Below are 20,934 nucleotides of genomic sequence, written 5' to 3' on the forward strand. Positions count from 1 at the left end.
GCGCACCCGTCTCCGGGACACTCGGCCTCGGGGTCACTCGGTCTTCGGCGTCATTCGGCCTTCGGCGTCACTCGGCCTTCGGCCGGGTGTTCCGGGGACGGCGGGTGGTCCTGCTCGGCGCCTGGGCCGCGGTCCCGTCGGCCGGGGCGGCCTCGCCGTCCTCGCGCTTCGCGCGGGTGGAGGAGGTCCTCGTCGCGGTGGCGGCGGTGCGGCGGCCGCGGCGCGGGGGGAAGGGCCACAGCGCGTCGGGGTCGTCCAGAGGCGCGGCGTCCTCGGGCTGGACGGGGGCAGCCTGCCGCTTCTGTGCGGCGGCCGCCATGGAGTCGGCCTCGGCGGTCGCCGCCCGGGCGGCCTCCGCCGCCGCCCTCGCGGCCTTCGCCGCGGTCTCGGTCGCGGTCTCGGCCGGCTCGGGAGCCTCGGCCGGAGCCGGAGCCGGAGCCTGGACCGGAGCAGGGACAGGAGCAGGTGCCGGGGGCGCGGGCTCCGCGACGGGCGGCGCCGGAGGCGTGACGGGGGCGGCGAGCCGCTCCGCCTTCGGGGGCGGCGCCTGCCGCGGCACCGTCGCCGGAGCCGTCTCCGCCCTGGCGGGCGCGGGGGGCGCCCAGGGGGCGGGAGGCCGGAGGTCCAGCAGGGACTCGGTGTTGTAGAGCACCGCCAGGCGGCCGACGAGGATCTCCTCGGGGGCCTGGGGGCGGCCGGCGTCGGTGCCCAGGCCGGTCAGCTCCGCGGCCCGGTCCATCGCCTTGTCCAGCTTGCGCAGCGCCTTCGTGTAGGCCCTGCGGTCGCCGCTGTCGCGGGCGATGCGCGCCTTCTTGGCGGCCAGGGCCAGGCGCATCAGCCGGTGCTGCGAGCCGGCCTCCGAGGCCGTGCGGTCGGTCGGGTCGGCCAGGCCGAGCCGGGTCAGGATCCGTTCGGGGGTGAGCGTCCAGTTCAGCCCGCTCACGCCGGTGCGGCGGCGCCGCTCCAGCTTCATCTCCCGCTCCCACGCCCACGCCGCGGCCAGCGGCACCGACAGGCGGAACAGGGTCTCGCCCAGGCCGTGGGCGTGGGTGGCGGCCAGGACCGCCGACAGGATCGTGAACGTCCACATCGCGATCCCGTCGATGCCGGCGCTGTACTTCTCCTGCATCGAGGCCTTCGCCCGCAGCGCCGAGCCCAGCACCATGATCTCCAGGAACGCGAAGAACACGATCCGCAGCACGGGCGGCACTTCCACCGAGTCCCGGAAGAAGACGTACATGCCCTGGGCCGAGAGCCCGGTGGCGATCGCCGCGCCCAGCAGCGTCACCACCCGCTGCCCCTCGACCTTCCCGCGCCGCAGCGCACGCAGCATCCTGGCCGTGAGGGCCATGACCAGGAGCATCGCCACCACACCGCACCCGGCGACGACGGCGGCCTCGACCGGGTGGCGGTCAAACGCGTCCAGCAGTTGCATGATCGTGTTCTCCTTCCCCAGAGCACCGTAGCCACGCGTGAGGAAAGAGAGCCGTCAGTGACCGGCTTGGCAACCTTAAAACGACGGGAAGTCCTCGGCCGGACGCCTTGGTGCATTGTGTGAAGCTCCAGACGAACGCCACTCCGTGTTGTTAATGTCCGGCTACCAGGAGTCGACCCCTCGGAGCCCCCATGACCTCTCCACACGCCCGAAAGGCCGGAAGCCGGGCCGTCGGCGGCATGAAGTTCGGCGACCACCTCTGCCTCCCCTACGACAACGACATCGAGCGCAGGTCCGTCCTCGCCTCCTTCGTGGCGGACGGCCTGCTCGCCGGGGAGAAGGTCCTCTACGTCTCGGACGGCCAGGACCCCGGCGCGGTGCTCGACTGGCTCCGCGGGGAGCCGGACGCCGGGCCCGCCGACCTCGACGGCGCCGTCGAGAGCGGCCATCTGGTGATCATCCCCGCGGCGTCGGCCTACCTGACGACCGGGCGGTTCGACCCCGACGAGGTCGTCGCGCTGTTCGGCACCCATCTGGAGATGGCGGTGCTCCAGCAGCACACCGGCCTGCGCCTCACCTGCGAGAAGACCTTCTCCCTGCGGGGCTGGCCCGGCTCGGAGCGGTTCGCCGAGTTCGAGGAGAAGATCGAGGCGATCTTCCAGAGCGCCCCGGTGAACGCGATGGCGTTGTGCCAGTACGACACCCGCTGGTTCGGCCGCCGCTCCCTGGAGTACCTCCTGGGCGTGCACGGGAGCGGCAACGTGCGGGCCGACGACGTCTACGACGACGGCGTCCTGCGCATCTCCCCGCTCTTCCTGCCGCCGGGCCTGTCCCTGCACGGCGCGGTCGAGGAGTCGACGTTCGCGGCGCTGGCCGCGGCGATGAAGCGGCTCGGCGAGCACACCGACCTGCTCTGCCTCGATCTGGCGGAGGTCGACTTCTGCGACATGGCGGGGCTGCGCGTGATGCTCGACGCCCGCACGTCCGAGGAGGGCGGGCAACGCCAGTTGATGCTCCGGGAGGTACCCGAGCCGGTCGCGGAACTGATCCATGCGGCAGGGTGGGGGGAGATGCCGGGAATCCACGTGGAGGAGGCCTAGCCGGTGCCCGCTGTCCGGAACGACCAGAGGTCTCTGGTCCACCGTCATTTCTCCTACCGGGAGGAGGCGGAGTTCCTGACGGCGGGCGGCGCGTTCTTCGGGTCGGCCGGGCACGGCACCCGTCTCGTCGCGGTGGCCTCGCCGCGCAGGCTCGACGCGTTGCGCGAGGTCGTCACCGGGGAGCTGGAATGCCACCGCGCGGACGACTGGTTCGGCACTCCGCCGCGCGCGCTGGCCGCGCTGATGACCGAGGGCCGGGAGCGCTGGTGGCGCGACGGCACCGCCAGCATCCTGGTGGAGCAGCGGTGGGTGGGTCGCTCCCGGCGGGAACTGCGCGAATGGAAGAGGTACGAGGCACTGCTCAACGTGGTGCTGGCCGGCACCCCCACCCGGATGCTCTGCGCCTTCGACGCCGAGCGCGTCCCTGCCGACGTCCTGCGCGCGGCGCCCCGCACCCATCAGGGCGAGGACTACACCGATCCCGCCGCGTTCGTCGCCGAGTGCGACGCCTCCCCCCTGCCCGTCCCCCGCGACCCGGTCGCCGTGCGGCACTTCCGCCGCGGCGACCTGACGTCCCTGCGCGCGTTCGCCGACCAGCACGCCCGCGCCCTGGGCCTGCGCCGCACGATGCCGATGCTCCTGTCGGTCAACGAGGTGGCCACCAACATCCTCAAGCACGGCGGCGGCGAGGGCGTCCTGTGCGTCTGGTCCGACGGCGCCTCGGTGGTCTGCGACCTGATCGACCCGGCCTTCGTCCTGGCCGACCCGTTCCTCGGCTTCATCCCCCCGCGTGCGGACCGCACGGGCGAGGCGGGCATGTGGGCGGTCCGCCAGCTGTGCGACCTGGTCGAGATCCGCTCGGGCCGCGACGGCACCGTCTTCCGCCTCCACGTGCACCTCGCCTGACCGGCCGCCGCGGTGTTAAGGAGTGTCACTGAAAGGGTAGGTCTGTTGCCGATAGCGGCATGGTGGGAGATAAGACCCATTCATGGTCTGTTTGGCGGGTAGTGGTGTTGTCAGCCGGCCGGGCCGTCGGCGGCCGGGTGACGAAGGGGGCTCCGCGTGCTCGACACCGATCCGCCGTTCCGGCCGGTCCGCCGGTGGGAGGGGTACCCGCCGCTGGAGGACCTCGGCCTCATCGGGGACGGCACGACGGCGGCGCTGGTCGGCCTGGACGGGTCGATCCCGTGGTTGTGCCTGCCCCGGTTCGACGGGGAGCCGCTGCTGTGCGGCCTGCTGGACCACGAACGGGGCGGGCATTTCACGCTGACGGCGGAGGACCTGCGCGAGGCGCGGCAGTACTACGAGCCGGACACAGCGGTGCTGGTGACCGAGCTGCGCAGCTCGACCGGGCTGGTGCGGATCACCGACGCGCTGGTCCTGCACGCCGGCGCCGACCTCAGCGACGACGCGGGCGCGAGCCGGGGCGAGCTCGTCCGCTCCGCGCGGGTCCTGGACGGGACCGTCCGCCTGCGGGCGGAGCTGGCGCCCCGCGGCGGCGCCCGGGTCCGGGATCTGGGCAGCGGTCTGGAGGTACTGGCCTCCCGGCGGCCGGAGCTGCGGCTGCACCTGCGCTCCGACCGCCCGCTGACCGGCCTGCGCACCGCCCACGACCTGGAGCGGGGCGACCGCCTCGACCTGGTGCTGGCCTGGGGCCGCGTTCACCGCCACCACCGGTTCGATCCGGAGGCGCTGCTGGCGGACACCGCCGCGGCGTGGCGGCGCTGGATGCGCAGGTTCCATTACGACGGCCCGGAGGAGCCGCTGGTCCGGCGCTCCGCGATCACCTTGAAGCTGTGCGACGACTGGGCCAACGGGTCGATGGTCGCGGCGCCCACGTCCTCGCTGCCCGCGCCGGTCGGCGGGGTCCGCAACTGGGACTACCGCTACGCCTGGATCCGGGACGCCGCCTACGCCGTGTTCGCGCTGCGCCGCGTCGGCTTCGCGGGGGAGGCCGACGGCTTCCTCGGCTGGGTCCTCGACTCCTTCGAACGGAGCCGCCGGCCGCGGATCATGTACAGCCTCTGCGGAGATCCCGTGCCCGAGGAGGTCCAGGACGCCGAACTGGCGGGCTACCGCGGCTCCGCCCCGGTGCGGTGGGGCAACGGCGCGGCCGACCAGCGCCAGCACGACGTGTACGGCGAGGTGCTGGACTGCGCCTACCAGTGGCTGCGCTCGGGCGGTGAACTGCAGCCGGGGCTGTGGTCCGGCCTGGCGGAGCTGGCCGGGACCGCCGCGACCGCGTGGCGGCAGCCGGACCAGGGCATCTGGGAGGTACGCGACGAAGGACGGGTCTTCACCTACTCGGCGGGGATGTGCCAGGTGGCCCTGGACCGGGCCGCGACGATCGGCGAACGGTGCGGACTCCCCGGGCCGGTCGCCTCCTGGCGCGCCACGGCCGACGAGCTGCGGCGGCTCATCGTGGACGAGGCGTGGAACGAGGAGCTCCAGAGCCTGAGCGAGCACCTCGACGGCCGCGGAGGGCTGGACGCGAGCCTGCTGGCGCTTCCGCTGCGGAAGATCGTCCCGGCCGGCCACCCCCGGATGGCGGCCACCACCGCGGCCATCGCCGAACGCCTGTCCGCCGGCGACGGCCTGCTCCACCGCTACCTGCACGACCGGTCGCCCGACGGCCTGCCCGGCGACGAGGGCGCCTTCGTCCTGTGCAGCTTCTGGCTGGTCGACAACCTGGTCATGCAGGGCCGTGCCGAGCAGGCCGGGGAGCTGTACGCCTCCCTGTGCGCCCGCGCGTCCCCGCTCGGCCTGCTGCCGGAGCAGATCGACCCGTCGACGGGCACGTTCATGGGCAACTTCCCCCAGGCCTTCAGCCACATCGGAGTCATCTCCAGCGGGGTCAACCTCGCACGAGCGGAAACGGGGGAAACGAAATGATCAACAGGCTCGTCGTCTTCGGCGCGACAAGCGACCTCAACGCGCGCTACCTGCTGCCGGCGCTGGCCGCCCTGCGCGCGGCCGGCCGGCTCGACGACCGGTTCGAGCTGACGTGCACCGGCCGTAAGGACTGGAGCGACGACCGGTACCGGCAGTGGGCGGCCGACCGGCTCGATCGGCACGCCGCCGCCTCGCCCGCCGAGGCCAGGAAGGCCGTCGCCGACCGCGTGCGCTACCGCAGGGCCGACGCCACCGACGCCGCCGACGTCGCGTCGGTCATCGCCGGAGACGGGCCCGTCGCCGTCTACCTCGCCCTCCCGCCGGGCGTCTTCGCCGCCGCGGTCACCGCCCTGCACCGGGCGGGGCTGCCGCAGGGGAGCCGGATCATCCTGGAGAAGCCGTTCGGCGAGGACCTGCGCAGCGCGGTGGAGCTGAACCGCCTGCTGTCCGCCGTCGTGCCGGAGCAGGCCGTGTTCCGCGTCGACCACTTCCTGGCCATGACGACCGTCCAGAACGTGCTCGGCGTCCGGCTGGCCAACCGCGTCCTGGAACCCATCTGGAACAGCGCGCAGATCTCCGAGGTGGAGATCGTCTGGAACGAGACCCTGGCGCTGGAGGACAGGGCGGGCTACTACGACGGCACCGGGGCGCTCAAGGACATGGTGCAGAACCACCTGCTCCAGGTGTTGTGCCTGGTGGCCATGGAGCCGCCGCTCAGCCTCGGCGAACGCGACTTCCGCGACCGCAAGGTCGACGTGCTGCGCTCGATCCGCCCTCTCACGGAAGACGACGTCGTACGCCACACCCGCCGCGCGCGTTATCTGGCCGGCCGCATCGGGGACCGCGAGATCCCCGCCTACACCGACGAGGAGGGCGTGGATCCCGAGCGCGGCACCGAGACGTTCGCCGAGGTGGAGCTGCGGCTGGAGAGCTGGCGCTGGTCCGGCACCACCTTCCGCCTCCGCACCGGCAAGGCGATCGAGGACGACCGGAAGGAGATCGCGGTGCGCTTCAAGCCCGTGCCCGGCCTGCCTTTCGGCGACACGGTGCAGGCGGCCCCCAACGTGCTCCGCTTCGGCCTCGAGCCGCAGGACGTGTCCCTGTCCCTGACCGGCCTGGGCGCCCAGCCGCACACCCTGGCGCCCTTGGAGCTGTCCTCCTCGCCGAGACCGCCGGCCCTCCCGGCCTACAGCCGCCTGATCCTGGACGCGCTGAACGGGGACGCCGCCCTGTCCATCCGGGCCGACGAGGCGGAGGAGGCGTGGCGGGTCGTCACTCCCGTGATCTCGGCCTGGTCCAGCGGCCTCGTGCCGCTGGAGGAGTACCCGGCGGGTTCGGCCGGTCCGCCCGTCAGGGCTTCCGGGCCAGGTCGGGGTGGGCCCGGCCGGTGATCAGGGGCAGGTCGAGGTAGGTCTTGACGCCGGGTTCGGCGGCGCACACGTACGGGATCGAGTTGACGCAGTGCGCCGAGGCCACCACGACGCCGGGGTTGCGCGCCAGGCCCTCCTCGATGGTCCTGGCGTGCCAGCCGTGGATGGTCACGAACGCGGGCGGGTCGCCCTGCACCTCCACCTCGAACCGCTGGCCGCCCGGCCCGAGCGTCCAGGCGGGGTCGAGGTCCTCCTCGCCCATGAGCCAGGTGGCGCCGACCCGGACCACGACCTCGTCGCCGATCACGGCGTCCCAGTGGAGCCGCTCGCCGGCGACCTGCCCCGGCTCGATCGTCCCGAAGGGGCAGTCGATCGGCGCGGTCGCCACCGCCAGTTCGAGGGTGGGCCGGATCTCGGCGTCGGCGAAGCCGAGCGCGTCCAGGCACATCCGTACGGACTGGGTGTACCCGTGGCCGATCCGCTCCAGCAGCGGGCTGTCGCGCACGTACTCGGGCGAGTGCCCGAACCCCATGACGTCGCGCAGGACCTCGGGGGTGTTGTAGTCGCGCAGGTCGCTGAACTCCTCGCCGCGCACGAAGGTCACCGCCGACGACAGCGCGGCGAACATCAACGGGTGCAGGTCGGTGGCGCCTCCGGGGTCGACGCCCGTCCCGTGGAGCGTGGCGCCGCCCTCCAGGCAGGCGTCCCGCACCCGCGCGGCGTCCTCGGGCGTGGGGTAGAACCAGTTCAGCGGGGTGACGACGTTCTTGCCCGAGCGCAGCAGCGCGGCGATCTCCCTGGTGCGGGAGAACGCGGGCGCGTAGATCACCGCGTCGGCCTCCATCGCCAGGATCTCCTCGACGCTGCCGGTCGCGATCACCCCGATCGGCTCGGTCCCGATGATCTCGCCCACGTCCCGGCCCTGCTTGTCCGCCGAATGCACCCAGCAGCCGACCAGTTCGAGCTCCGGGTGCTTCAGGATCATCTCGATGGCGGCCCTGCCGACGCCGCCGGTCGCCCACTGGATGACACGCAAGGTCAACGGATCCTCCTCCGCAGCACGGCCGCCGGCCGAAATCCGGCCGCGCCCGCACACCCTATTCCGGCAAGCGGTCCACTTCCAGACTTTTCTAGAACACGTTCTAGTGAAGGACGGGGCCGCTGTTTTCGAACGATCACGCAGGGTAGTTGAACCCTGGGTGCCGGGACGGGCGCGGGGCCGCGGCCGGTGGCGGGCCCGCCGGAGAGGACACGACATGGCGGACGCCCCTGGGGCGCCGGACGGGCCGCCGGAGGTCCCGGCGGCGGACGAGCGCAGGATCCGGTTCTGGGCCGTCCTGATCGCGGTCGGCGGCTTCCTGTTCGGGTTCGACACCGGTGTCATCTCGGGCGCGCTGCTGTTCATCAAGACCGAGTTCCGGCTGAACGCCTTCGAGCAGGGCAGCGTGGTCAGCGTGCTGGTCCTGGGGGCGATGGCGGGCTCGCTGGCGGCCGGCCGGATCGCCGACCGGATCGGCCGCAGGAGGCTCGTCGGGCTGGAGGGCCTGGTGTTCCTCGCCGGAACGCTGATCGCCGTCCTGTCCGCCGACTACCTGACGCTGATGGCGGCCCGGCTGGTGCTCGGCCTGGCCGTGGGGGCGGCCTCGGCGACGGTGCCGCCCTACCTCTCGGAGATCTCCCCGAAGGAGATCAGGGGCCGGCTGCTCTCCCTCAACCAGCTCATGATCACCGTGGGCATCCTGGCCGCCTACGTGATCAACCTGGTGTTCTCGGGCTCGGGGAACTGGCGGGCGATGATCGGCGCCGGCGCGGTCCCCGCGCTGCTGATGGTCGCCTCCTCGCTGTGGATCCTGCCCGAGTCGCCGGCCTGGCTCGCCGCCCGCGGCGGGGCCGGCGGGCCGCGCCGCCTCCACGGCCGTCCCGGCGGCGGCGCGACGGTCGAGCGCGTCGTCGCGCTGCGCGAGGAGGAGCGGCGGGAGGAGACCCGGCAGGACCGGAACCTGCGCACGGGGTGGGGCGTCCTGCTGGACCGGGCGGTCAGGCCCGCCCTGGTCGTCGGGCTCGTGCTGGCGGCCGCCCAGCAGTTCGGCGGGATCAACACGATCATCTACTACGCGCCGACCATCATCGAGCAGACCGGGCTGACCGCCTCCAACGCCATCTTCTACTCGATCGCCATCGGGGTCATCAACCTGGCGGCGACCCTGGTGGCACTCCGGCTGATCGACCGGGCCGGCCGCCGGGCCCTGCTGCTCTTCTCCTTCGCGGTGATGACGGCCACCATGGGCCTGCTCGGCCTCTCCCTGGTGCTCGGCTGGCACCCGGTGGTGACGCTGGTCTTCATGGTGATGTACATCTCCGGGTACGCGGTCGGGGTGGGACCCGTGTTCTGGACGCTGATCGGCGAGGTCTTCCCGCCCCAGGCGAGCGCGGTCGGAGCGGGCGTCTCCACGGCCGTGAACTGGACGTCGAACTTCGCCGTGACCCTGGTGTTCCTCTCGGTGGTCCAGGCCATCGGCGAGGGCCAGACCTTCTGGATCTTCGCCGTCGTCTCAGGACTCGCCCTGCTGTTCTCCGCCAGGTTCGTCCCCGAGACCAAGGACCGCGATTTCCCCGCCATCGACAGCGACCTCCGAACCCGCTTCGGCCGCCCCTAGCCGACCCCCCCGCCCGCCCTGTCCCCCAGGACGCGTCGCCGACGCCGCCCGCCGAGGACGCCCCCGGCCACCACCGCCGACGCGCGCAAAGTCGCCTGCCACGAGCTGGGCCATACCGTCGGGTTGCGGCACAATTCCAGCAAGGGCACCTGCATGTACCAGGCTCCCGCCGCGGCCGACTCCGCCACCCTGACGTCGACCGAACGGTCCGAGATCAACGGGAACTACTCGTGAGAAGTCTCATCGCCGTCGCCCTCGTGCTGGCCCTTGCCAGCTGCGCGTCCTCTACTCCGGTACGGACCGCGCCCGCGCCCGCGTCGCCGGTGCTCTCCGATCTGGACGTTCCGCGTCCTGCCGCGATCGAGTTCTTCTCCCGCTGCCGCGTCTCGGGCGCGATCGAGGCGGATCTGCACGAGACCCTCAAGGGGGCCGTCCGCGACTCGACCGCCGTGATGATCGCCGCGGTGGCGGGGGAGGAGCCGGGTCGTGACATCGTCGGCGAGGTCCCGTCCGACGTCGTCCGGCTCTCCGCCTACCGGCTGAAGATCGATGAAGTCCTCTGGGGCGAACTGCCCTCCGAGCACCGCCGGGAACTCGTCATCGAGTTCGTCGGCGCGCCCGAAGGGACTTCCTTCCCCGAGGGCAAGGCCATCTGGTTCCTCCACCGCAAGGGCGATCCGACCCGGCACCTGCCGGACCCGCCGCCCGTCGATCCCGCCGAACGCGGCTTCTACCGGGTTCTCTCGTCCCAGGGCCTCTACCTTCAGGGCACGGACGGTGTCGTCGCGCCGCTCGCCGAACGCCACTCCGACGCCGGCTCCCCGCGTGGCCGTACCGACGGTGCGGCGGCCGAGGGCGAGAAGTCCACCAAGCTCAGCGAACTCGCCACCAGGATCAAGAAGACCGGCTGAGGTCGCACGCACCCATGGTCGGCGGGTTCCGAAGAAGGCTCAGCGCGTCGGCTGGTTCAAGTTCGCTGTCGCCCACGTGCAGATTGCGGCCAAAGGCTCCTGGAGGGTCTTGCCGAGAGCGGTCAGGGAGTATTCGATGTGTTGTGGCGTGCTCTCCTTGAGGACTTCACGTCGCACCAGGCCGTCCGTCTCCATACCGCGCAACGTCTCCGTCAGCATCTTCTGAGTGATGCCGGGAATCCGTCGGCGCAGCTCCGAATGGCGTTGCGGCCCCGCCAGGAGCCCGTAGATGAGCAGGATCCGCCACTTCGAACCCAACCGTTCCAGGGCTTGGCGCGTGGAGCATGTCTCCTCGAGAACATCCGGTATCACCAGTGACATGAGATCTCCCCGCGTTGAAGGGCACTTGAAAGTGCCTTCTTTTCGATTGGGAACGGGCGGTCTAGCGTCCCTTTCATGACAGATCTTAAAGTCCGCGTTCATCCGGCCGAAGTCGCTGCCGAACTCGCAGGGGAGCGCTGATGGAACGCCTTGTCTTCGGATCCGCCGGACTCGTAGGAGCCCTGCGCCTCCCTTCGGGAACGGGCCCTTGGCCCGGCGTCGTCCTCACCGGCCCGTTCACCGGCGTGAAAGAGCAGGTCGTGGGGCTGTACGCCGAGCGCCTGACGGCCGAGGGCTTCGCGACGCTCGCCTTCGACCACCGCGGTTTCGGCGAGAGCGGCGGACGGCGCGGCCATGAGGACACCCAGGGCAAGCTGGAGGACCTCCGCGACGCCGTGAACGTCCTGACGGCCCGGCCCGATGTCACCGAAATCGCTGTTGTCGGCATCTGCCTGGGCGGTGGATACGCCGTCCGCGCTGCGGCCTCCGATCCGCGGATCAAAGCCGTCGCAGGCATCGCGGGCGCCTACAACAGTCCCGCTCACATCGTCGAGGCGATGGGAGTGGCGAGCTACCGGTCGGCCCTGGCCGGTTTTCTCGATCGCTACGACGAGTTCCTGCCCGCCGTGGCGCCCGACGGGGGAGAGGCGGCGATGGGCGGCGACGAGCCCTACGCCTACTACGGCACGTCCCGCTCGGCCTCCCCGTACTGGGACGGCCAGGTCACCCGGGGCTCACTCCATTCCCTGATGACCTTCGACGCCCTGAGCGCCGCCGACCTCCTCGGCACCACCCCTCTCCTGGTCGTCCACGGCCGCACCGACGCCTACTGCTCTCCCGACCTCGCCCGCGCCCTCCACGCCCGCTCTCCCGGCCCCAAGGAGATCCACTGGTTGGACACCCGGGAACACATCGACCTCTACGACGTCGAACCCCACGTCACCACCGCGATCGATGCCGCCTCGGCCTTCCTGCGCCGCGTCCTCGAACGCCCGGCGGCGTGAACGCTCCCCGGCATGCGAGCGCTCCCGTTCGGGGTTCGTGGCCGCTTCCGCGAGTGGTTACGATCGGGAGCCACGGTTGCTTCAGCGGAAGGGAATCATGTCCGATCAGTACAGAGCGGTCTTCGCCCGATACGACACCGACGGGGACGGACGGCTCACCGCGGACGAGGTGGCTGCGGCGATCGCGGGCATGTTCCCGACGACCGAACTGAACGACCTGTCGGGGATCGTCCGCGCCCTGTTCGCCGAGTACGACACCGACCACGACGGACGGCTGTCCGTGACCGAGTTCGTCCCGCTGGCCCAGAACCTCCCCGAACTCGGCTGACCGCCCGGCCGGGTCTCCACCGGCCGGTCCGGGGCGGAGCTGCGGCCCGGCCTACGAGCGCGCCGCCGCCCTGGGCGGAGAAGGGCCTTCAGGAGATGGTCCAGTCGGGCTGGAGAAGGTCGGCCACGCGCAGGGGGTTGCCGAGGAGAACGCTCTCGCGGAACTGGAGGAGGATGGCGCCCGTGGGGGCGTGGATGGTGGTGCCGGGGCCGAGGCGCATCTGCAGGAGCGGGCCCTGCGGGGTGTCGAGGAAGTGGACGACGTCGTCGGCGGCCAGACGGGCCAGGGGTATGTGGTGGACCGAGCCGACCTCGTCGGGGTTAGGCGCGAGCGGGCCGAGGCTTTCCGGGACCGCGACCACCGGGGAGATGACGAATCCGGAGAAGGCGGGGAAGTCGTCGAGGCGTCCCAGGACGTCGGCCGGGGCGAGGGCGACACCGAGTTCTTCGTGGAGTTCGCGCAGGGCGGTCTGCTCGACGGTCTCTCCCGGTTCCCTCCGGCCGCCGGGCAGGGCCCACTGCCCGGGGTTGCGGCCGCGCATGGCGCGGCGGATCAGCAGGACGCAGGGTTCTCCGTCCTGTTCGGTGACGCAGACGACGACGGAGGCGCGGCGCATGCCGGGGCTGTCGCCGATCTCGACGTGGCCGGACTCCGTCAGGCGCTGGGCGATCTGTTGCCGTCTCTCTCTCATGCGGGACATTGTCCTTCACGCCGGCACGGGAGTTAATGCACCCGCACCATCCTGCCGTCGACGGGCGCCCGGAGCACCGGTCGCCGGCGGCCCGGGAGCGGACGGCATGGGAACGGCGGCCGCGCATGGAGTAGAACTGTCGCCATGTCCAACGCGGTGCCCGATGCCCTGATCAGTGCGGCCGAGCGGCTCTTCGCCGAGCGCGGCTCCGACGCCGTCAGCCTGCGGGAGATCAACGCCGCGGCCGGCTCCACCAACGCCAGCGCGATCCAGTACCACTTCGGCGGCCGGAGAGGGCTCATGCGGGCGGTGCTGGACAAGCACGAGGTCCACATCGAGCGCCGCCGGCACGCGATGCTGGACGCCTACGAGGCGGGCGGCGCCCCCGGGCCCCGCGCGCTGTCCGCCGCGCTGGTCGAGCCCCTGGCCGCCGAGCTCGGGACCGACGGCGGGCCGGGCTACCTCCAGCTGATCGCGGACCTGTACAACCAGCCCGACCCGAAGTTCGACCTCGACGCCATGGAGGACCGGATGTCGAGCTACGTGCGCTGGCGGGCCCTGGCGCTTCCGCTGCTGAGCCCCGAGGCCGTCCGGCTGCACCGCCGGTTCGACGCGCTGCGGTTCGCGGCCTCGGAGCTGGCGCGCCGCGCCCGGACGGGGCGGCGCGACCACCGGCTCTTCACCAGCCAGCTCACCGACCTCGTCACGGCGCTGCTCGGCGCTCCCGTCTCGGACGAGACGCGGCGGCTCCTGCGGTGTTAGGGTCAATGCACTCGCATTAAGGTGACCACGGGAGTGCTGCCATGGCCTGGGATTTCCACACCGAACCGGAGTTCCAGGAGAAGCTGGACTGGATCCAGCGGTTCTGCGAGGAGAAGGTGGAGCCGCTGCACCACGTGTTCCCCCACGCCGCCCGCCTGCCCGATCCGGCGGTGAAGGCCTACGTCAGGGAACTGCAGCAGGAGGTCAAGGACCAGGGGCTGTGGGCGCTGTTCCTCGACGAGGAGCTCGGCGGCCCCGGCCTCGGCCAGCTGAAGCTGGCCCTGGTCAACGAGATCCTGGGCCGGTACCCGGCCGCGCCGCAGCTGTTCGGCGCCGCCGCGCCCGACACCGGCAACATCGAGATGCTCGCCGCCTACGGCACCGAGGAGCAGAAGAAGCGGTGGCTCGAACCGCTCCTCGACCAGGAGATGTTCTCGGCGTACTCGATGACCGAGCCCCAGGGCGGGTCCGACCCGAGCCTGTTCCGGACCCGCGCCGTGCGCGACGGCGACGAGTGGGTGATCAACGGTGAGAAGTGGTTCACCTCGGCCGGGCGGGTGGCCGACCTCCTCTTCGTGATGTGCGTGAACGGAATGTTCGTGGTGCCGCGCAGGACGCCGGGCGTCGAGATCCGGCCCGAGCCCCGCAACCACAACCACATCGTCTACCGGGACGTCCGGGTGCCGCTCGACCACCTCCTCGGCCCCGAGGACGGCGCCAGGACGCTGGCCCAGCGCCGGCTGGGCGGCGGCCGCATCCACCACGCGATGCGCACGATCGCCCAGTGCAGGCTGGCCCTCGACATGATGTGCGAGCGGGCGCTGTCGCGCGAGTCGCACGGGTCGGTCATCGCGGAGCACCAGATGGTGCAGGAGAAGATCGCCGAGTCGTACGTGAAGCTCAAGATGTTGCGGCTCTACGTGCTGGAGACCGCGTGGAAGATCGACCGGACCTCGACGAAGGAGGCACGGACCGACATCGCCGGGGTGAAGTTCACCATGGCGCGGGTGCTGCGCGAGATCTCCTTCGACGCCCTGCACATCCACGGCTCCCTCGGCACCACCGACCTCACCCCGCTCCACGACATGTACGCGTCCGCGCCCACGATGGGCCTGGCCGACGGCGCCGACGAGGTGCACAAGGCCACGGTCGCCCGCCGGCTGCTCAAGGGCTACCAGCCCCACGAGGGCCATTTCCCCCGCGAGTTCCTTCCCTACAAGCGGGAGCAGGCGTGGGAGAGGATGCAGCCGGTCTTCGCCGACCGGCCTGAACTCGCCGAGGCGGCGGAGAACTGGAAGAGGTTCTTCACCACCCGCTCATAGCCGCAGAAGTATCACCGTTCACGGTCGTGCCGCCCTCTGGCGCCGGGATCGCATCGCTCGTAACCTCGAACGTATGCGTGCTTGAAGGTCTCCGGTGGATCCCGGAACCGTGCCGCTCGCTGCGGAGCCCCGAGGAGGAAGCATGAAGGTGCCGGATTCCAACGGGTCGCTGAGGCTCGAGACGGAGCCTGCGATGTCGTGGCCGGAGGTGGAGGCGACACTCACCGCCCCCGGGGAGATGTTCGAGATCGTCGAGGCGGAGGTGCGCGGGGAGCGGCTGCGGGTATGGAAGAACGCGCCGTCGAGCCTGCGGGAACTGCTGGAGATCTCGCGGCTGCACGGTGACAGGACGTTCCTCGTGTACGAGGACGAGCGGACGACGTTCGAGGAGCACTTCCGGCAGGTCGCGACGCTCGCGCACCGGCTGGTGGAGCACTACGGCATACGCAAGGGTGACCGTGTCGCGATCGCGATGCGCAATTTCCCGGAGTGGTCGGTGGTGTTCTGGGCCGCTGCCGCGGTCGGCGCCGTCGTCGTGCCGCTGAACGCGTGGTGGACCGCGCCGGAGTTGGTGTACGGGCTCACCGATTCCGGCTCGAAGGTCGTGTTCGTCGACGGAGAGCGGCTCGACCGGCTCGCGCCCGAACTCGCGGGGCAGGCCTCGGCGGTGGTCGTCGCACGCGCGGAAGGCGAGATCCCGGAGGGCGTCGCGCGGTACGAGGACGTGCTCGGCGACGTACCGGACGGCGTCACGCTGCCCGCGGTGACCCTCGGGCCCGAGGACGACGCCACGATCTTCTACACGTCCGGCACCACCGGCGCACCCAAGGGAGTGTTCGGCACGCACCGCAACATCTGCGGCAACCTCCTCTCGCTCGCGTACGCGCGGACCGCCGCGGCACTGCGATCGGGGACACCGACGGGTGCTTCCGCATCCGACGCCCAGCGGCCGTCGTACCTGCTTTCGGTTCCGTTCTTCCACGCGACCGGCTGCCACTCGGTTCTCGTCGCGAACCTCGCGATCGGCGGGAAGCTCGTGCTGATGCGCAAGTGGAACCCGGAGCGCGCGCTGGAACTGATCGAGCGCGAGCGGGTGACGACGTTCGGCGGTGTGCCGACGGTGGTGTGGCAGGTTCTGCAGTCACCGGACTTCGGCAGGCGCGACACCTCCAGCGTCACCTCCGTCGGGTACGGCGGCGCGCCGGCACCGCCGGAGCTGGTGCGGCGGATCGAGGAACTGCTGCCGGGGCGGGTGCCGAGCAACGGTTACGGGCTCACGGAGACGTCATCGCTGACGACGATGAACGCCGGGATCGACTACCTGCGCAAGCCGGACAGCGTCGGCAGGCCCGTGCCGGTGGTCGACGTGCGGGTCGTCGACCACGAGGGCCGCGCGCTGCCGGTCGGGGAGGTCGGCGAGCTCTGGATCCGAGGGCCGAACGTCGTGAAGGGGTACTGGAACAAGCCCGAGGCGACCGCGGCGGCGATCACCGACGGCTGGCTGCACTCCGGTGATCTCGCGCGCCTCGACGGCGAAGGCTCGGTGTACATCGTCGACCGCGCGAAGGACATGCTGATCCGCGGCGGCGAGAACGTGTACTGCGCGGAGGTCGAGGCCGCGCTGTACGAGCACCCCGCGGTGTACGACGCGGCCGTGATCGGGATCCCGCACCGGGAGCTCGGTGAGGAGGTCGGCGCGGTCATCCGCCTCAAGGACGGCGCCCCGGCATCGGAGGACGAGCTGCGCCGGCACGTCGGGGAACGACTGGCGGCGTTCAAGGTGCCGGTGAAGGTGTGGTTCGTCGATGACGAGCTGCCGCGCAACCCCGCGGGCAAGCTGCTCAAGCGCGAGCTGCGCGACAGCCTGCTCGGCTGAGCCGGCGCGCGACGGCTCAACGCGCCGAGCGTGCGGCTTCGACGAACGCGGTGATCAGGGCGGGGTCCTTGACGCCGCGGCTGCTCTCGACCCCGCTGGAGACGTCGACGCCCCAGGGACGGGCGGACCGTACGGCCTCCCGGACGTTCCGGGGGGACAGGCCTCCGGCGAGGAGCCAGCGTTCGCCGGGCTCGGTGAGGCCCTTCACCGTCCAGTCCCAGGTGGAGCCGGAACCGGGGACGGGCGCGTCGAGCAGGAGAAGGTCCTCGCCGAACCCGCCGTGACGCGGCGAGCCCTCCCGGTAGGAGGTCGCACGGATCAGCGTCAGCCCGTCGCGCCGGAGCGCGGCGTAGTGGTCCGGGCCTTCGCTTCCGTGGAGCTGGATCCCGCGGACCCCGGCGAGGTCGGCCAGCCGCCGAACCTCGTCCGCGGGCTGGTCGCGGAACACCCCCACGGTGAGCACGTTCTCGGGCACCCGGCGCGCCAGCCTCGCCGCCGCCTCGGCGTCGACGCGCCGGGGGCTCTCGGCGAAGACGAACCCGATGGCGTCCGCCCCGGCCTCGACCGCGGTGTCCACGTCACGTTCCAGGCGCAGCCCGCACACCTTGACGAACAACTTCTCCATACCGCCATCGTTCCCTCATCGCCCCGCGAACGCCAATTACCTCCCGGCCCGCGCCGTGGAGTCGTCGTCCTCGGTGAGGAAACCGCCGGACTGGTGGTGCCAGAGGCGGGAGTAAGGGCCGCGGGTCTCGAGGAGTTCGCGGTGCGAGCCCTGCTCGACGATGCGCCCCCGGTCGAGGACCACCAGGTGGTCCATGCGGACCACGGTGCTCAGGCGGTGCGCGACGACCAGGGCGGTCCGGTCCTGCATCAGGCGCCACAGCGCCTCCTGGACGAGGACCTCGCTCTCGGAGTCCAGGGCGCTCGTCGCCTCGTCGAGCAGCAGGATGGGGGCGTCCCGCAGGATGGCGCGGGCGAGCGCGACCCGCTGCCGCTGCCCGCCCGAGAGCTTGACGCCGCGCTCCCCGACCAGCGTGTCCCATCCGGCGGGCAGGTCCTCGGTGAACTCGGTGACGTGCGCCGCCCGCGCGGCCCGCAGCACCTCGGCGTCGGTGGCGCCCGGCCGGGCGAAGGCGATGTTGTCCCGGACCGACCGGTGGAACATCGCCGGCTCCTGCGGGACGTAGGAGATCAGGCTGCGCAGGTCCCGCTGGCGGAGCCGCGCGATGTCCTGGCCGCCGATGAGGATGCGGCCTCCGTCGACGTCCATGAGGCGCAGCAGCAGCCGGGTCAGGGTGCTCTTGCCGCCGCCCGAACGGCCCACGAGCCCGACCTTCGACCCGCTGGCGATGTCCATGTCGAGCCCGTCGAACAGGGGGGAGGCGCCGCCGTGCGAGAAGCGGACCCGTTCGAAGCGGACCGCCGCGTCGGCCGGCCGCAGCGGCTGGGGATCATCCTGGTCGACGACGGTGGGCGGCTCCAGCAGCAGCTCGGTGAACTGGGCTGCCTCGGTCAGGGTGCTCTCCAGGCGCCGGTACACCTGGTTGAACTCGAACATGATCCGCGTCGCGTTCGAGTAGTACGCGAACGTCACCACGATGGCCTCGGCGCCGAGCCCCCCGCGCAGCGCCGCCGCCAGCAGCAGCCCCACCGCGCTGGTGAGGACCGACATCGGGGCGACGACGGCGTCGACCCGCAGGTTCCCGTAGTCCCAGGCGCGCAGCGCGAGCCGGCTCTGCTCGGCCAGCCTCTCCCGGTACTCGGCGGCCTCCCTCTCCTCGGCCGCGAACGCCCGCACGGACTCCATGTTGGTCAGGACGTCCGCGACATGCCCCGACACCCGGACCTTCGCGGCCTCCCGGGCGTTCACCAGCGCCTGCCGCCGCCGGATGAACGGCGTCGCCACCAGCCCGGTGACCACGATGAGGCCCACGAGCGCCAGGACCAGCACCGGATCGTAGAACCACAGCACCACCGAGGCGAACAGCACCGGGATCACTCTGGCCATGATCGAGAAGGTGAGGGTGTCGGCGAAGGACTCGAAACCTCCGCAGTACCCCAGGACCCGCTTGGTCAGCGACCCGGCGAAGGAGTTCTGGAAGAACGCCGTGTCCTTGACCAGCAGCGCGTCCATTCCCTGCACGCCGAGCCGCTCGATGCCCCGGGCGCAGGTCCGGTTGAGGAAGTGCAGCCCGCCCCGCCACAGCACCTCCCCGGCGAGCAGCATCCCGCCGAAGCCGAGCACGTACGGCAGCAGTTCGCCCGCCGTGCCCCCGCGGCCCTCGGCCAGCCGTCCCACGAGCGCCCCCACGAACAGCGGGGCCAGGTAGAACAGGCAGACGTTGCCCAGGGCCGGAAGCATCAGCGCGGGCAGCGTCACCTTCCACTGGCGCCTCATCTCCCCGAGATACCGGCGCACCACCAGCAGCATCGCCCGCTTCCGCACGGATCCGGATTCCCCGGACTCTTCCATCCGCCCTCCCCGCAGCAGCCGCAGCCCCCATGCTGCCCCGGCCCCGCCGTCCCGGTCGACTCGTCGAAGGCCGAACAGCGGGCTGCGAGACACAGCTCTATCCGGCGGGGAAAGGGTCGCGGGGCGTCCGGACGGGCCGGGCGCCCCGCGGTGATCAGAGGGTCAGAACAGGTCGAACTGGGTCTGCGGGTTCATCTCCCGGTAGGTGTGGCGCTTGGCGCGGTCGGTGCGCCGGTCGGTGAGGTCGAGGACGTCGAAGCCCTTCTGGATGTCGTTGGAGAAGATGTGGCCGTTGTAGTAGTACGACGACCACGAGCCGCCCACGATCAGGGACGTCTCCGACAGCGGACCGCGCTCGAAGAACGCGATCTCCTTCGGCTTGCGCGAGTCGGTGAAGTCCCAGACCGAGATCCCGCCCTGGTACCAGGCCTGGACCATGATGTCCTTGCCCCTGACGGGGAGCAGGTTGCCGTTGTGCGCGACGCAGTTCTCGGTGTCGGCGTTCGCGCGCGGGATCTTGAAGTAGCTGCGGAAGACCAGCTTGCGGCGGTCTCCCTTGCCGACGATGTCGTAGACGGCGTTGGCGCCCTTCTCGGGGCCGATGGCCGCGTTGCAGGTCGCCGTGCCGCCGCCGCCGAGCTCGTCGGTGAAGACGACCTTGTCGGCCTTGTTGTTGAAGGTGGCGGAGTGCCAGAACGAGAAGTTGGCGTCGTCGCGGACCGCGGTGATCAGGCGCGGATCCTCCCGGTCGGAGATGTCGAACAGCGCGCCGTCGCCCATGCAGGCCCCGGCCATCAGGTTCTTCTCCGCGTAGACGGTGAGGTCGTGGCAGCCGGTGGTCTGGGCGGTGTCCTCGGGGTAGGGCAGGCCGTCCCCGGGGTTGCCGCCGTCGCTGAACAGGACGGGCTCGGCGACCAGCGACGCCTTGTCCGGCGTTCTCACCGGCACCTTGATCACGGAGATCTTGTCGTGCGGGTAGGAGCAGTCCGGCCCCACGCTCGACTCGCCGAGCAGGTAGGACGAGACGTACAGGTAGACGGTCCGCTTGCTCTGGGCCGGCACCAGGGTGTGGGTGTGCGACCCGCACTTGGTCTCGACCGCCTTGACGTAGCGGGGGTTCGCCGGGTCGCTGATGTCGAAGATCTTGATGCCCTCCCAGGCGGTCGGATCGGTGACCGGCTTGGCGGCGCTCTGGCAGGAGTCGTCGCTGCGGGAGGAGTCCGTCGACAGGAACAGCAGGTTCCCGCTGACGGAGATGTCGTTCTGCGATCCGGGGCAGAGCACCTGGCTGACGACCTTGGGCTTGGCCGGTCTGCTGATGTCGTACACCGTGAAGCCGTTGTAGTTGCCGGCGAACGCCAGGTCGCCCTTGAAGGCGAGGTCGGAGTTCAGGGCGTTGACCGAGGCGAACGGCCCCTGCTTGGGGATGTTCGCGATCTGCTTGAGGTTGGGGCTCGACACGATCTCGTCGACGCCCGGGATGGACGGGGCGGCGGACGCGGAGACGGCGCCGAGGACGAGGGCGAACGAGGCGAGCACGGCGGTCAGGATGCGGGCTGTCGGTCTGTGCGTGACTCTGGAGGCCATACAGGGATCTCCTTCGAGGGACACTGATCGATCGCCGTGAGTATCGCCCGCTTTTTCGCTTTCGGGGGAGTCCTTACAACGTTGTAACGATGTTGGTACGATTCGGCAGCCCTGTCCGAGGCGCGCGGAAGGTACCTTCACG

19 protein-coding genes are annotated in these 20,934 nt (G+C 71.3%); 12 read left to right on the plus strand and 7 right to left on the minus strand.

Annotation, left to right across the window (positions count from 1 at the left end; genetic code table 11):
• Nucleotides 1-67 precede the first annotated feature (67 nt).
• Entirely contained in the window at nucleotides 68-1,435 is a 1,368-nt protein-coding gene (locus tag C2865_RS19005; RefSeq protein ID WP_106399817.1) for a hypothetical protein, read from the minus strand.
• 191 nt (nucleotides 1,436-1,626) lie between these two features.
• Here C2865_RS19005 and C2865_RS19010 point away from each other — a divergent pair, with 191 nt between their 5' ends.
• The 4 genes from C2865_RS19010 to C2865_RS19025 all read left to right on the plus strand — a co-directional run bounded on the left by C2865_RS19010 (nucleotide 1,627) and on the right by C2865_RS19025 (nucleotide 6,818).
• Nucleotides 1,627-2,535 carry an MEDS domain-containing protein gene (locus C2865_RS19010; protein WP_106399818.1) on the plus strand — a complete coding sequence of 303 codons (909 nt, stop codon included), beginning with the start codon at nucleotides 1,627-1,629 and terminating at the stop codon, nucleotides 2,533-2,535.
• A gap of 3 nt (nucleotides 2,536-2,538) precedes the next feature.
• Complete coding sequence (locus C2865_RS19015; RefSeq protein ID WP_106399819.1) at nucleotides 2,539-3,441, plus strand: sensor histidine kinase; 903 nt, start codon at nucleotides 2,539-2,541, stop codon at nucleotides 3,439-3,441.
• A gap of 156 nt (nucleotides 3,442-3,597) precedes the next feature.
• Entirely contained in the window at nucleotides 3,598-5,427 is a 1,830-nt protein-coding gene (locus C2865_RS19020; protein WP_106399820.1) for a glycoside hydrolase family 15 protein, read from the plus strand.
• Entirely contained in the window at nucleotides 5,424-6,818 is a 1,395-nt protein-coding gene (locus C2865_RS19025) for a glucose-6-phosphate dehydrogenase (protein WP_106399821.1), read from the plus strand. The genes C2865_RS19020 and C2865_RS19025 overlap by 4 nt, the downstream gene beginning before the upstream one ends.
• Here the strand turns inward: C2865_RS19025 and C2865_RS19030 are convergent.
• Complete coding sequence (locus tag C2865_RS19030; RefSeq protein ID WP_198653422.1) at nucleotides 6,778-7,839, minus strand: NAD(P)H-dependent amine dehydrogenase family protein; 1,062 nt, start codon at nucleotides 7,837-7,839, stop codon at nucleotides 6,778-6,780. The genes C2865_RS19025 and C2865_RS19030 overlap by 41 nt on opposite strands.
• Nucleotides 7,840-8,053: 214 nt before the next feature.
• On the opposite strand from C2865_RS19030, the gene C2865_RS19035 reads away from it, so the two are divergent.
• From C2865_RS19035 to C2865_RS19045, 3 genes are read left to right on the plus strand one after another with little or no spacing between them, the layout of a single operon-like run.
• Nucleotides 8,054-9,454, plus strand: a complete 1,401-nt coding sequence (locus C2865_RS19035) for a sugar porter family MFS transporter (protein WP_106399823.1) — start codon at nucleotides 8,054-8,056, stop codon at nucleotides 9,452-9,454.
• 18 nt (nucleotides 9,455-9,472) lie between these two features.
• Nucleotides 9,473-9,688 (plus strand): matrixin family metalloprotease, encoded by a 216-nt coding sequence (locus C2865_RS41455; protein WP_106399824.1) that lies wholly within the window; start codon nucleotides 9,473-9,475, stop codon nucleotides 9,686-9,688.
• Nucleotides 9,685-10,365, plus strand: coding sequence for a hypothetical protein (locus tag C2865_RS19045; protein ID WP_157963801.1), 681 nt, complete (start codon nucleotides 9,685-9,687; stop codon nucleotides 10,363-10,365). Before C2865_RS41455 ends, C2865_RS19045 begins: the two co-directional genes overlap by 4 nt.
• Before the next feature lie 39 nt (nucleotides 10,366-10,404).
• Here the strand turns inward: C2865_RS19045 and C2865_RS19050 are convergent, their stop codons facing one another.
• Entirely contained in the window at nucleotides 10,405-10,746 is a 342-nt protein-coding gene (locus C2865_RS19050) for a winged helix-turn-helix transcriptional regulator (protein WP_106399826.1), read from the minus strand.
• A gap of 140 nt (nucleotides 10,747-10,886) precedes the next feature.
• Here C2865_RS19050 and C2865_RS19055 point away from each other — a divergent pair, with 140 nt between their 5' ends.
• Complete coding sequence (locus C2865_RS19055) at nucleotides 10,887-11,750, plus strand: alpha/beta hydrolase (protein ID WP_106399827.1); 864 nt, start codon at nucleotides 10,887-10,889, stop codon at nucleotides 11,748-11,750.
• Nucleotides 11,751-11,847: 97 nt separating this feature from the next.
• On the plus strand, nucleotides 11,848-12,078 hold the full coding sequence (locus C2865_RS39485) for an EF-hand domain-containing protein (protein WP_157963802.1): 231 nt from the start codon (nucleotides 11,848-11,850) through the stop codon (nucleotides 12,076-12,078).
• Between the two features lie 88 nt (nucleotides 12,079-12,166).
• On the opposite strand, the gene C2865_RS19065 is transcribed toward C2865_RS39485, so the two are convergent.
• On the minus strand, nucleotides 12,167-12,769 hold the full coding sequence (locus C2865_RS19065; RefSeq protein WP_232835699.1) for an NUDIX hydrolase: 603 nt from the start codon (nucleotides 12,767-12,769) through the stop codon (nucleotides 12,167-12,169).
• 144 nt (nucleotides 12,770-12,913) lie between these two features.
• Here C2865_RS19065 and C2865_RS19070 point away from each other — a divergent pair, with 144 nt between their 5' ends.
• The 3 genes from C2865_RS19070 to C2865_RS19080 all read left to right on the plus strand — a co-directional run bounded on the left by C2865_RS19070 (nucleotide 12,914) and on the right by C2865_RS19080 (nucleotide 16,729).
• Nucleotides 12,914-13,531 carry a helix-turn-helix domain-containing protein gene (locus tag C2865_RS19070; RefSeq protein ID WP_106399830.1) on the plus strand — a complete coding sequence of 206 codons (618 nt, stop codon included), beginning with the start codon at nucleotides 12,914-12,916 and terminating at the stop codon, nucleotides 13,529-13,531.
• Nucleotides 13,532-13,572: 41 nt separating this feature from the next.
• Nucleotides 13,573-14,853, plus strand: coding sequence for an acyl-CoA dehydrogenase family protein (locus C2865_RS19075; RefSeq protein ID WP_106399831.1), 1,281 nt, complete (start codon nucleotides 13,573-13,575; stop codon nucleotides 14,851-14,853).
• 142 nt (nucleotides 14,854-14,995) lie between these two features.
• Entirely contained in the window at nucleotides 14,996-16,729 is a 1,734-nt protein-coding gene (locus C2865_RS19080; protein ID WP_106399832.1) for a class I adenylate-forming enzyme family protein, read from the plus strand.
• A gap of 16 nt (nucleotides 16,730-16,745) precedes the next feature.
• Here C2865_RS19080 and C2865_RS19085 read toward each other — a convergent pair whose 3' ends face one another.
• The 3 genes from C2865_RS19085 to C2865_RS19095 form a co-directional block, all read right to left on the minus strand.
• The gene (locus C2865_RS19085) at nucleotides 16,746-17,354 is read right to left on the minus strand and encodes a phosphoribosylanthranilate isomerase (protein ID WP_106399833.1); all 609 of its coding nucleotides are present in this window, start codon (nucleotides 17,352-17,354) and stop codon (nucleotides 16,746-16,748) included.
• A 36-nt stretch (nucleotides 17,355-17,390) separates the two neighbouring features.
• Complete coding sequence (locus C2865_RS19090; protein WP_198653423.1) at nucleotides 17,391-19,205, minus strand: ABC transporter ATP-binding protein; 1,815 nt, start codon at nucleotides 19,203-19,205, stop codon at nucleotides 17,391-17,393.
• 162 nt (nucleotides 19,206-19,367) lie between these two features.
• Complete coding sequence (locus tag C2865_RS19095) at nucleotides 19,368-20,792, minus strand: LVIVD repeat-containing protein (protein WP_106399834.1); 1,425 nt, start codon at nucleotides 20,790-20,792, stop codon at nucleotides 19,368-19,370.
• Nucleotides 20,793-20,934: the final 142 nt, after the last annotated feature.

It is taken from the genome of Actinocorallia populi (assembly GCF_002995495.1).
Taxonomy (GTDB): Bacteria; Actinomycetota; Actinomycetes; order Streptosporangiales; family Streptosporangiaceae; genus Actinocorallia; species Actinocorallia populi.